The following is an 11,136-nucleotide window of genomic DNA, read 5'->3' as shown; positions in this document are numbered from 1 at the left end:
AGCTCAGCGGTAGAGCATCCGGCTGTTAACCGGAGGGTCGCAGGTTCGAATCCTGCTCGGGGAGCCATTTTTGTTTTACAAAGCTGAAATTAAAGTTGAAATCAGCTTTTTTTTGCTATAATATATTTTGAGTATAAAATAATTTTAAAATCAAAAAACTGAGCGGGTTTTAAGAAGCAAAGAATAAAACCGGCTGCCAATGTAAAATATGTAAATAAAAAACACAAAAACGATTGAGCGATATGCATGAGCTCAATAGAGAAGGCCGGGGTGATGTTAGTGAAAAGACAGGACACCATAGTGGATTTTACAAAGGGCAGCATCCCAATGCACCTCATAAAGTTTTCCATCCCCCTTTTTTTGGGAAATCTTTTGCAGACTCTTTACAACACCGTCGACACCATATGGGTGGGGAAGTTTTTGGGCCCCGAAGCGCTGGCGGCGGTTTCCGTAAGCTTTCCGATAATATTTGTATTGGTTTCGCTGGTTATGGGTATAACGGTGGCAACCACCGTACTGGTGGCGCAGTACAAGGGTGCCGACAATGAGGACATGATGAGAAAGACCGTAAATAATTCCGTGTTCCTGCTTTCAATCTCGGCAGTATTCATAACCATTGTCGGAATTTTATTCCACAGGTCGATCCTTGTGTTGATGAATACGCCGAAAGAGTTGATAAATCCCGCCAGCGGTTATTTAAGTATAATTTTTGCGGGGATGATATTCACCTTCGGATACAATGTCATAAGTGCTGTGCTCAGGGGGTTGGGAGATTCCAGGACGCCGCTGAAATTTCTATTTTACACAACCATGATAAACATTGTACTGGATCCAATCTTTATATTTGGGTTGGGCCCCATCCCCAGAATGGGCATAAACGGTGCCGCACTGGCTACCATGGTATCCCAGGCCATATCATTTTTGCTGGCGGTAAGATATCTTTACAGCGTTGACCACTTTTTGACAGTAAGAATAAGCGATTTTAAATATGATGGCGAACTGACGAAAAAAATAATAAAAATCGGGTTGCCTGCGGGAATACAGCAAACCGTAGTAGCCCTGGGGTCGACGGTAATGATGTCGGTGGTGAATTCTTTTGGGCCGATGGTCGTGGCGGCCTGGGGCGCCGCCGGCAAGATAGATTCTTTTTCCTTCATGCCTTCCATGTCCATCGGCCTGGCTGTATCGTCCCTTACGGCCCAAAACATAGGGGCGGGGAAGTATGACCGGGTAAAACAAGTAATGAAATGGGCCAGCGTCCTATCTCTCATCATAACAGGCTTTGTAACCTGTCTGGTATGGTTTTTCCCGGAGGAGCTTTTGACCATGTTTACCAGCGATGATGCCCTGTTGAGGGAGGGCGCAAAAATATTGAGGATACTGGGGATCTCTTACATCCCCTTCGGCATGCTATGGGTGTCCAACGGCATCATAAGAGGTGCGGGAGACACGTTCATAACCATGTTGATATCCATATTTTCTTTGTGGGTGGTACGGGTGCCGGTGGCGTATTATCTTTCAAAATTCACCCCGCTGGGCAGCAACGGCGTGTGGGTGGCCATGACGCTCAGCTCGATTTTAAGTACGCTTTTGAGCGTGGGTTATTATTTTACCGGGCGGTGGAAAAAAGCCCGGGTTATTGAGCCGGTAGAGCATCACGAAGGAGAGGAGAGCCGGGTTGTAAAAAAAGAGAGACTGGCGGAAAAATAAAAAAATCCCCGGGCGAAACAGGGCTTACCGTTCGGGAAACACAATTGCGATGGAGGAGGTTTTAGGGTGAGTGGCTTCACGAAAGGCAGAGACCGGGAACTGGCCGAATCCATTGAAGGCCTTTTTAGGGCTGTCAATAAGTGGATGAAGTCCATTAACAGAGAGTACTTTTTGAGAAACGATAATATTGACATAACTTTAAACCAGTACCGGGTGCTGTACACTTTGAAAAACCACGGACCGTACAAAATGAGCCAGTTCGGCGAAGACATACGGACTTCTTGCGGCAGCCTGACGGTAATGGTGGACAGGCTCGTTGAAAAAGGGCTGGTGGAAAGGTTTTTTCTCCCGGAAGACCGGCGTGTGGTTATGGTCAGGATAACCCCGGCCGGTGACAGAGCACTGGAAGAATATAGGCAGGGGTTTTTGGAAATTTTAATAGACGACGTAAAAAAGCTTAACGACGCAGAAAAACAAACTCTCTGGAAGACCGCGCAGGAGCTAAGGGCGGTGGTGGAAAAAATTACAAGTTGACGAAGGGTTGCCGGCTAACCCACCGGTAAAAAAGGCATGAGGTACAAAGAAGGAATTTTGCAAAATGTGTCGAAATTTTTACATATGACAATTGCTGCAAATGAAGACAAGAAGGAGGCTGAGGGCATGCTCACAAGAATATGCGCCGGTGGGGTAGTTTTTTCGGGCGACAGGGTCTTAATCCTCAAAAACGACAAAAACGAATGGGTGCTGCCCAAAGGTGTTATTCGCCCCGGAAAACTCGCCCAGGAGGTGGCCGTTGAAAGGGTCAAAATTGAAGCGGGGGCTGACGCCAGAATCATTTCCTGTGTAGGGGAGACATGCTACGAATTTTATTCCTATTCCAGGCAACGGCCCGTTTGCAATCAGATTACCTGGTTCCTGATGGAAGCCGTCAACGAAAACAGTACTCCCAATGCGGAACTGGGTTTTTCCGAAGGCGGCTTTTACGATATTGATGAGGCTCTGGAGAAAGTTACTTACAGCCAGGATAAATCTCTTGTGAGACTTTCTTTTAAAAAATATCAGGATTACAGAGAAAAGGGAGAAGTCTTTGTTTAAACCCGTTTTGGTTTGACAGGGCTTTTTTTGTTATAAAAGGCAGCTTTTGGCTGCCCATTTTTTTATTTGCGTAACTTACATTTTATAAGACGTTTCAAATTTTTTTGTATCTCTTCATCCAGCTCCAAGGCTTTTAAGGCTACGTCGTTTTTTTGGATGACTCCATTTTCTATCAGCACTTCTATCAGGCTCACAAGAGCAAGAGTGTTTCTGTAGCACATGGTTTTCAAATCCGCCAGTCCGGCTGTTATGTCAACTATGTCCCCCATAAGCTCCCCTCCTTGAGAAGGTTACGTCCATATAATAACCAGAAATTTAGTCTTTATGCAAAAAACGACGCAGCAAATAGAAATTTAATGAAAGTCCAGCATCGGGCGTGAATAATAATCAATATCACTGATTGACAATTGATATCAATTATCATAATATGTTAGCGTAAAAATATTTTTTTTCACCTGCCATTGAGAATGATTATCAAGGAGGCGCGGAGGATGGACTGCTGCAGGAACAAAAAGAATATTTTTACTGTCATAATGGACGGCTTCAAGAGAAAGGGCCGCGACGGCGGCGAAGAAGCGGCCGGAAAGAAAAAGCTGGTGCTGGTGGGTACTCCCAATGTGGGCAAAAGCGTTATATTTAATCAGCTTACTGGTTCTTACGTGACGGTCTCCAATTACCCGGGCACCACCGTGGAAATCTCCAGGGGTACCGGCAGGATAGGCGGGGATGTATATGAAGTAATAGACACTCCGGGCATGTATTCCCTTGTACCCATCACCGAAGAAGAAAGGGTTACCAGGACGCTGCTGCTGGAGGAAGAGCCGGATATAGTGGTACATGTGGCGGATGCAAAAAATCTGGAAAGAATGCTTTCCCTGACGCTTCAGCTAAAGGAAGCCGGTTTGCCGGTGATTCTGGTGGTAAATATGATGGATGAGGCGGAAAAAATAGGCAGAAAAGTCGATATAGACAGATTGTCCCGAATCCTGGACATACCCGTTGTGGGGACGGCCGCTGCGCTGCATCGAGGGTTGGATGATTTCAAAAGAAAGGTGGCGGATTATGACAGAAGGCGGGCCGCTTGAATTCAATGAAATAAGGCCAGAGGTATACTTCAATGGCATTGAAAAGGCCGCGACCGAAATAGAGGCCCTTTTAAAATCAGGCTACAGGTTATCCGGGCGGGCCATAGCTTTTTTACTCCTGCAGGATGATGAAGAAATATTGTCTTTGGTGAAGCAAAGAGAAAAAGACTTTTCCAGGATAACCGAAATAATTGAGAGGACAAAAAAGGCATACCGGGAACCACTTCAGTATGTAATCGCTCTGGAGCGGCAAAAAAGGGTGGAGAAGATCCTGAGTGAAGTAATACGGATAGACAGGAGCGGGGAATCTTCGATGGAGGCCTGGCTGGACCGGATTACCGTCCAGCCTCTCACCGGCATACCGCTGCTATTGCTGGTGCTTTACTTCGGCCTTTATAAATTCGTGGGTCAGTTTGGGGCGGGCACCATCGTAGACTTTATAGAAGGCAATATCTTCGAAGCTTACATCAACCCCTGGATCAACAGCCTGGTGACGTCGCTGATACCATATAAGCCGCTGCAAGAGTTGCTGGCTCTGGACTACGGCATAATAACCCTGGGGTTGAGGTACGCCGTGGCCATTATACTCCCCATTGTGGGGACTTTCTTCCTGGCATTTTCAATCATAGAAGACTCCGGCTATCTTCCCAGACTGGCCCTTCTGGTGGACCGGGTTTTTAAAGGCATCGGCTTAAACGGCAGGGCCGTCATACCCATGACCCTGGGGTTCGGATGCGATACCATGGCCACCCTGGTCTCCAGGACGCTGGAAACCAGGAGGGAAAGGATTATTGCCACTCTCCTGCTGGCGCTGGCCATTCCGTGTTCGGCACAGCTGGGGGTCATAATGGCTCTCCTTTCGGGCAGGCCCTACGCCATGGCGGTTTGGGTCGGATTTATATCAATGGTATTTTTGTTCATTGGTTATCTCACAGCCCGGATAATGCCGGGAGAAAGGCCGAATTTTTATATGGAAGTCCCGCCGCTGAGGGTGCCTGTATTGGCCAACGTGCTGGAAAAGACCTTTTCGAGGATACAGTGGTATTTTCTCGAGATAGTGCCGATGTTTATCCTGGCGAGCGTCCTGATATGGTTGGGCAAGATGACGGGATTATTTGACTTGGCCGTCGGCGCCCTTGCTCCGGTGATGAAAGCCATGGGGCTTCCGCCGGATGCGGCCCAAGCCTTTCTGTTCGGATTCTTCCGCAGGGACTACGGCGCTGCAGGCCTCTATGATCTTCAAAAAAGCGGGGCTTTAAACGGCGTTCAGACGGTGGTGGCGGCGGCCACACTGACACTTTTCGTGCCATGCATCGCCCAGTTTTCAATAATGGTGAAGGAACGGGGAATAAAGACGACCCTGGCCATAGTGGCGTTTATATTTCCCTTCGCATTCTTCGCAGGATTTTTCCTGAACCGGATATTGACTGCACTGGGGGTGGTGCTGTGATTAAATGCGGATTTTGCGGCTATGAGTTTGATGAAAACAGCAGGGAGGCCGCCGGGTGCAGAGGGTGCCCGATGAGCGGGCGCTGCGGCAAGATAAAGTGCCCCAGATGCGGCTTTGAAAATGTAAGACAAAGCGGTCTCTTCAAGTGGATGAAAAACGGGAGGAAGTCATTATGACGGCAAAGGCGGACGGCAGAGAAATGTTGCTGACGGAACTGGAGGTGGGGAATCAGGCAGTCGTTTCCAGAATAGAAGCGCGGGACAAAAAGACTCTGAACAAATTAATGGCCCTGGGCGTGCTGCCCGGGATGAAAGTGTCTTTGATGCAAAAGTTCCCGTCATATATATTCAAAGTAGGTAATACCCGGATAGCTGCCGATGAAGAGATTACCGGGAGCATAGTGGTGATAAAAAAATAAAAAGATTACCGTTTTGCCTTTTCGATAGCCCTGTAGAGTTCGTCCCTTTCGGGGGGTTTCAGAGGGATTCTCGAACCGTCCGAAATTAAATACCTGCCGCCGGCGGTGATTTTGCCGACGCGAAAGGCCGGTATATCCTTTTGAGCCAGGGCCTCCATCACTTTTTCGCCCCGGGGGGTACAGATGAGCATGGACCCGCTGGATATCAGTCCCAGGGGGTCTATGTCAAAGGCCCGGCAAATCGCCGCCGTTTCGGGCAGGATGGGCAATTTTTCTTTATATATTTCAATACCCACCCCCGAAGCCTCGGCCACTTCGTAAGCCGCCCCCAGAAGTCCGCCTTCGGTTATGTCGTGCATGGCCGATACTCCGGCCCTGGCCGCCGTAAGACCGTCTTCTATTACACCTATCATTTCGAGAAACCCCTGGGCCCTGTAGACATCTTCCGGCGGAATTTTTGTCTTCAGAAATTCTTCAAAGTCACAGGCCAGCACCGCAGAGCCCTCCAGGCCAAGGGCTTTTGTCACTATTACGTCGTCGCCGGGCTTTGCCCCCGATGAGGTGACGTATTCCCCTTTACCGGCAATCCCCAGAGCCGTCACCGAAACCACAGGTTTTACCACCGACGCGGTGATTTCGCTGTGGCCTCCAAGCACTTCTACGCCGATTTTGGCCGCCCCCCGATGGATGCCCTCCATCAAGTTTTTTAGCATATCCTCGTCGGCTCCTTCGGGCAGGAGCAGTGTCACCAGGATGCCGACGGGCTCCGCACCGCAGGCTGCGATGTCGTTGCACGAGATAAAAACCGAAAGGTAGCCGCCGTTTTTGTCGGCGCCGGTTATAGGGTCGCTGGAAGCCACAGCCACGTATCGGCCGAAGTCGATAACGCTGCAGTCCTCACCAAATCCGGAATGAACCAGCACTTCCTTCCGACGTTTTCCGAGGAACGGGTATACGCTCTTCTTTAAAATTTCCGGCGGAATTTTGCCGATTTTCAATGCGGTATCACCTCTAAAATTTGTCTTCGTCGTTAAAAGAAAGATTATTTAGCCTGCCGTGCAAAAGCAGGGCGATGACTGCGCCGGCGCTCACCTGCATCAGATCGCCGGCGAGCTCTACCGGAACAGCCCCTATGCCGTACAAAAAGCCTGCGGCGGTGGCGTATCCGGTCATCATCCACAGGGCCCCGGCGGTCACACCGGCGTAAGGGTTAAATTTTCGGGCCAGTGAGCCTACTATAAAACCTTCAAGACCCTTTATTATGAATGTTATGGGGGCCCAGACCGGATAGCCGGCGATGAGGTCGGAAAGGGCCGAACCCACCCCGCCTATTATGGCGCCGGGGTAAGCGCCGTAAATGAGGGACACCAGGTATATTACCGATTCTCCCAGATTAAAATAAAGGTTGAAGGTGGGCACAGGAAACCGCAACACCGATGTGGCAATCACCAGCAGCCCCATAAAAAGCCCGAGAAAGGCCAGTTTTTTTATGCGGTCGCTCATATATATTACCCCCTCCCCCGTAAAAAATAAAATATGCCGGGATGAGAAATGGCATGAAGCCGCAGCTTTGGTTTGTATGATAATTATATCATTTTAATGAGGGCATGCCAATTCCGGCATTTCATTTTTTACACCGGATGGGCTCCCCTTTTATTCCCGCTGTTGAAATTCTTCCGATTTTTGGGTATAATAATACACAGATGCGATGAAGGGGAAAAGTATGCAGGGGCCTTTTTGGTAGAGAGCCGGCGGCTGGTGCAAGCCGGTAAAGGGTCGTGCAGAATTCCGCCCCCAAGCAGCGCCTTCCAAAAAGGCGTCGGGACTCCGCGCTTCAGGTGAAGAAGGAGTTCCGTTATGGCAATGAAGGAAAAAGAAGGGTGGCAACGCGGGTGCCTCTCGCCCCTTTGGGGCGGAGGTTTTTTGTTTACAAATTTGTTTTATAAAATCAGATGTTCAAAATGTCTTGAGGGAGGTATAAACATGCTTGATATCAGGTTTATACGCCAGAACCCCGACATCGTTAAAGATGCCCTGGCAAAGAGAGGGAAGCCCCAGGATCTTGATGACTTCCTGAGACTCGACGAGGAGCGCCGGAACCTGCTCTTTGAGGCGGAGAAGCTGAAAAGCCTCCGGAATCAGGAGTCTGAGGAAATTGCCAGGAGGAAAAAATCCGGCGAACCGGCTGATGACCTTATCGCCCAGATGAGAGAGGTATCTAAGAAAATCAAGGAAATGGACGAACGGATTAGTTCCGTGGAAGAGGAATTGCAGAAGATTCTCCTCACCATTCCCAACATACCCGACGAATCGGTGCCCGTGGGCAGGAGCGACCAGGACAATGTGGAGGTCCGCCGGTGGGGGACGCCGAGAAACTTTGACTTTGATTTTAAAGCCCACTGGGATATAGGGGAAGCCCTGGATATCCTTGACTTTAACCGGGCAGGAAAGATTACCGGCTCCAGGTTTACGGTCTACAAAGGGGCCGGGGCCAGGCTGGAACGGGCGCTTATAAACTTCATGCTGGATCTGCATATCGAAAAACACGGATATAAAGAAATATTTCCGCCGTTTATCGTCAACCGGGAAAGCATGACCGGCACGGGCCAGCTGCCCAAATTCGAAGAAGATGCTTTCAAGCTTTATAACAACACCGACTACTTCCTGATACCCACCGCTGAAGTTCCGGTCACAAACCTTCACCGGGAGGAAATCCTTTCGAAAGAGGATCTTCCCATATACTACGTGGCCTACAGCGGATGCTTCAGAGCGGAAGCGGGTTCCGCAGGGAGGGATACCCGCGGGCTTATAAGGCAGCATCAGTTTAACAAAGTGGAGCTTGTAAAGTTCACAGAACCCGAGACCTCAATGGATGAACTGGAGAAACTGACCCGCGACGCCGAGGAAGTGCTCCAGATCCTGGGTCTCCCCTACCGGGTCGTGGCCCTTTGCACCGGCGACCTGGGATTTTCTTCGGCCAAGACCTATGATATCGAAGTATGGATGCCGAGTTACAACCGCTATGTGGAGATCTCTTCCTGCAGTAATTTCAAAGATTTCCAGGCCCGCAGGGCAAAAATCCAGTACCGGCCGGAAAAAGGGGCAAAACCTCAATTTGTGCACACGTTAAACGGCTCTGGGCTCGCGGTGGGCAGGACCACAGCCGCCATACTGGAAAACTACCAGCAGGCGGATGGTTCCGTGGTCGTCCCCGAAGCGCTGAGGCCTTACATGAGAGGCATTGAAAAAATCTGTAAATAAAAAATGGTGGAAAAAAACTTTTGACAAACGCCGCTCATCAATGTAAAATTAAATAAAACAATTTAAAACATTAAATACCTTGCCTCGAAAGAGGTGCGGTAGAGGCGCGGTGTATCATGAGTATCCCCCGGAGGCGGCGGCCGTTGAAAGGGGAGAAAGGGGTCATCGCCGAAGTCTTGCTGCCGGCGGGCGGCATGGCTGGGCCTGCATCGAACAGGTGCAGGACTGTCACTCGGGGCTTCCCGGGCCCTGAGTGGAGCGCTATCACACTGCTGTGGGAAGGAGGGGTTTCCATGCTTTTCTCCGGAAAGAAACGGCTGTGGTAGTATCCACGGGCCGTTTTTTTGCATATTATGTTAAATAATAGTTTTTTATTAAAAACTTTTTATCTGTAAAATGAGGTGGAGAAATGCAAAAAATTTTTGTTCCCCCCGAGGAGGGTATGGAAGCCTTTATTGAAAGGCTGAGGCAGGAAAAAAACATGCATTCACGCCACAAGGATTGGGCGGAAAATTATGCCGATTACTTGAGAGAATTTATATGGATAGATTTGAACAGAAAATAATAAAATAAAGAGCAGCGCACCAGCGCTGCTTTTTATCATGAAACCGCTATTTTCTGTAAACTCCGTCGGCTTTTTTGGCGGCATTGTCGGACGCCACAAAGGTCTTACAGCAGGTTTCCATACAGGATGCCACAGGGGTCTGAGGGGCGGTGGAAGCTTTGGGGGCGTCGAAGTTATCGCCCATGGTGTCGCCTATCGTATCCGAAGTAATCATAATTTCAGAGGCATCGCATACGTTTCCGCTTTTCCAGTAATGACAGTTCGATACGCTGCAGTGAATCCTTGCCATATCATTACCTCCTTAAAGTATTGTTCAATATTAGTTTACTCTTTTGATGGTCTGTTATGCTATGGATTCATGGCATATATGGATAGTTTTTCCAAAAAAATTTTTGTTTTTTTAAAACAGAGGGAAGTTATGTTTTTTGAGTTTGAGCCGTATTACCTCCCAGACTCTTGGGTCTTCCTGGCCCAGCCGCCAGACGGCGATGCCTGCAAGACCGTATTCGTTTACCAGGTCGAGTTTAGCCGAAAAGCTCCGCGCATTTTCAAACCACACTATATGTCTCACATTATCGGCGGTGTACGTAAAAGTGGGTTCCTGGGCAGTCTCGTCGTAAACTATAACGGACCCGTATTCCCTGGCCAGAGCGATGGCCTCATTGTAACTCAAAGCCCTGGGCATGCCGCCGGCTTCCACCCAGTCATATCCATAGGCGGCCATGCCTAGTTTTATCTTGTATCTGGGAACCCTGGTTATGGCGAAATCCAGCACCCGGCGCACAAAACCTATGGATGCAACGGGCCCGGGGACGGAAAAGTGCTCGTCGTAAGCCAGTATAAAAAGTTCATCGGAGAACATGGCCAGGGTCTCGTAGTCGAAAGCCCCGGAGAAAGGGTGGCGGGGATTCTCCTCGAGTTTGGCCGGGACGGAAATGGTTACCCTGAATCTGGGAGAAAGCCTGCGGTAAAGTTCCCTCATGAAAGTATTGAGAGCGGCCCTGTCGGGCGGCGGGACGAATTCAAAGTCGATATTCACACCTGCAAAATTCCGGGAAATCAGCAGTTCTTCAATGGAGTTTACCAGGTTTTGACGGAGGGCCGGAGTGGTCAATATTTCATGTATCAATTCCGACATTTGAGGGTCTGCAAAGTTGTGAATTATGGCCAGAATGGGCAGATTGTTCTCCCTGGCCACCCGCAAAGCCTCCGGCTGGGACTGGTCCACAAGGGTTCCCTGGTCGGTGACACCGAACCAGAAGGGCACAAGATTATCTATCTCACGGGCGTGGAGCATCAGGTCAACCAGCGCCTCATTGGTGGATACGTAAAACCAGTTGTTTTCTTTCTGGCACTGCAGGACTTGGTTCAAACACAATCCCTCCCCGCATTTATTTTACAATATATACTATACGGGAAGCGCCTGCGGGGTTCAAAGACAGGGTGCAATTAAGAAAAACCCCTTTTACCGGTTTTCCAAAACACCGGCTTTTTCTTGATATTTCATTGGCGGAGCTATATAATATCAAGGGAATGATGTGTTGTTCATTTA

General features: G+C 49.2%; 14 protein-coding genes, 1 riboswitch and 1 other annotated feature. Of the genes, 9 read left to right on the top strand and 5 right to left on the bottom strand.

Going from position 1 to position 11,136, the window contains the following annotated elements:
* The first annotated feature begins 273 nt into the window (after positions 1–273).
* From ACKX14_RS11905 to ACKX14_RS11895, 3 genes are all read left to right on the top strand, one after another.
* The gene (locus tag ACKX14_RS11905; protein WP_422447904.1) at positions 274–1,710 is read left to right on the top strand and encodes an MATE family efflux transporter; all 1,437 of its coding nucleotides are present in this window, start codon (positions 274–276) and stop codon (positions 1,708–1,710) included.
* A 66-nt stretch (positions 1,711–1,776) separates the two neighbouring features.
* A complete protein-coding gene (locus ACKX14_RS11900; protein ID WP_422447902.1) occupies positions 1,777–2,244 on the top strand; it encodes a MarR family winged helix-turn-helix transcriptional regulator in 468 nt (155 codons plus the stop codon).
* 126 nt (positions 2,245–2,370) lie between these two features.
* Entirely contained in the window at positions 2,371–2,805 is a 435-nt protein-coding gene (locus ACKX14_RS11895) for an NUDIX hydrolase (RefSeq protein ID WP_422447900.1), read from the top strand.
* A 62-nt stretch (positions 2,806–2,867) separates the two neighbouring features.
* Here ACKX14_RS11895 and ACKX14_RS11890 read toward each other — a convergent pair whose 3' ends face one another.
* Complete coding sequence (locus ACKX14_RS11890) at positions 2,868–3,074, bottom strand: hypothetical protein (protein ID WP_422447898.1); 207 nt, start codon at positions 3,072–3,074, stop codon at positions 2,868–2,870.
* Positions 3,075–3,296: 222 nt separating this feature from the next.
* Between ACKX14_RS11890 and ACKX14_RS11885 the strand changes: the two genes are divergently transcribed.
* Genes ACKX14_RS11885 through ACKX14_RS11870 form a run of 4 tightly spaced genes read left to right on the top strand, consistent with a single transcriptional unit; the run spans position 3,297 to position 5,758 of the window.
* Positions 3,297–3,890 carry a FeoB small GTPase domain-containing protein gene (locus tag ACKX14_RS11885; protein WP_422447896.1) on the top strand — a complete coding sequence of 198 codons (594 nt, stop codon included), beginning with the start codon at positions 3,297–3,299 and terminating at the stop codon, positions 3,888–3,890.
* Positions 3,868–5,340: a nucleoside recognition domain-containing protein gene (locus ACKX14_RS11880; protein WP_422447894.1), complete on the top strand. Its 1,473-nt coding sequence runs from the start codon at positions 3,868–3,870 to the stop codon at positions 5,338–5,340. Before ACKX14_RS11885 ends, ACKX14_RS11880 begins: the two co-directional genes overlap by 23 nt.
* Positions 5,337–5,516 carry a hypothetical protein gene (locus ACKX14_RS11875; protein WP_422447892.1) on the top strand — a complete coding sequence of 60 codons (180 nt, stop codon included), beginning with the start codon at positions 5,337–5,339 and terminating at the stop codon, positions 5,514–5,516. The genes ACKX14_RS11880 and ACKX14_RS11875 overlap by 4 nt, the downstream gene beginning before the upstream one ends.
* Positions 5,513–5,758 carry a FeoA family protein gene (locus ACKX14_RS11870; protein ID WP_422447890.1) on the top strand — a complete coding sequence of 82 codons (246 nt, stop codon included), beginning with the start codon at positions 5,513–5,515 and terminating at the stop codon, positions 5,756–5,758. The genes ACKX14_RS11875 and ACKX14_RS11870 overlap by 4 nt, the downstream gene beginning before the upstream one ends.
* 5 nt (positions 5,759–5,763) lie before the next feature.
* On the opposite strand, the gene ACKX14_RS11865 is transcribed toward ACKX14_RS11870, so the two are convergent.
* Both ACKX14_RS11865 and ACKX14_RS11860 read right to left on the bottom strand, forming a co-directional pair.
* Positions 5,764–6,756: an AIR synthase family protein gene (locus tag ACKX14_RS11865; protein ID WP_422447888.1), complete on the bottom strand. Its 993-nt coding sequence runs from the start codon at positions 6,754–6,756 to the stop codon at positions 5,764–5,766.
* 13 nt (positions 6,757–6,769) lie between these two features.
* Positions 6,770–7,261, bottom strand: a complete 492-nt coding sequence (locus tag ACKX14_RS11860; protein ID WP_422447886.1) for an ECF transporter S component — start codon at positions 7,259–7,261, stop codon at positions 6,770–6,772.
* Positions 7,262–7,457: 196 nt separating this feature from the next.
* Positions 7,458–7,668, top strand: a binding site (T-box leader).
* 73 nt (positions 7,669–7,741) lie between these two features.
* Here ACKX14_RS11860 and serS point away from each other — a divergent pair.
* Positions 7,742–9,019 (top strand): serine--tRNA ligase, encoded by a 1,278-nt coding sequence (gene serS, locus ACKX14_RS11855; protein ID WP_422447884.1) that lies wholly within the window; start codon positions 7,742–7,744, stop codon positions 9,017–9,019.
* Between the two features lie 91 nt (positions 9,020–9,110).
* Positions 9,111–9,291, top strand: a riboswitch (Lysine riboswitch).
* Positions 9,292–9,428: 137 nt separating this feature from the next.
* The gene (locus ACKX14_RS11850) at positions 9,429–9,584 is read left to right on the top strand and encodes a hypothetical protein (protein ID WP_422447882.1); all 156 of its coding nucleotides are present in this window, start codon (positions 9,429–9,431) and stop codon (positions 9,582–9,584) included.
* Positions 9,585–9,630: 46 nt separating this feature from the next.
* Here ACKX14_RS11850 and ACKX14_RS11845 read toward each other — a convergent pair whose 3' ends face one another.
* Together ACKX14_RS11845 and ACKX14_RS11840 are read right to left on the bottom strand one after the other, a co-directional pair.
* Positions 9,631–9,873, bottom strand: coding sequence for a DUF1540 domain-containing protein (locus ACKX14_RS11845; protein ID WP_422447880.1), 243 nt, complete (start codon positions 9,871–9,873; stop codon positions 9,631–9,633).
* A 111-nt stretch (positions 9,874–9,984) separates the two neighbouring features.
* The gene (locus tag ACKX14_RS11840; RefSeq protein WP_422447910.1) at positions 9,985–10,881 is read right to left on the bottom strand and encodes a glycosyl hydrolase family 18 protein; all 897 of its coding nucleotides are present in this window, start codon (positions 10,879–10,881) and stop codon (positions 9,985–9,987) included.
* Between the last annotated feature and the right edge of the window lie 255 nt (positions 10,882–11,136).

Source organism: Thermorhabdus hydrogeniformans, from assembly GCF_049310025.1.
Classification (GTDB): Bacteria; Bacillota; Thermosediminibacteria; order Thermosediminibacterales; family Tepidanaerobacteraceae; genus JBJYKD01.
The sequence above is the reverse complement of the archived record's forward strand: the minus strand, read 5'-3'. Positions and strand labels throughout refer to the sequence as shown.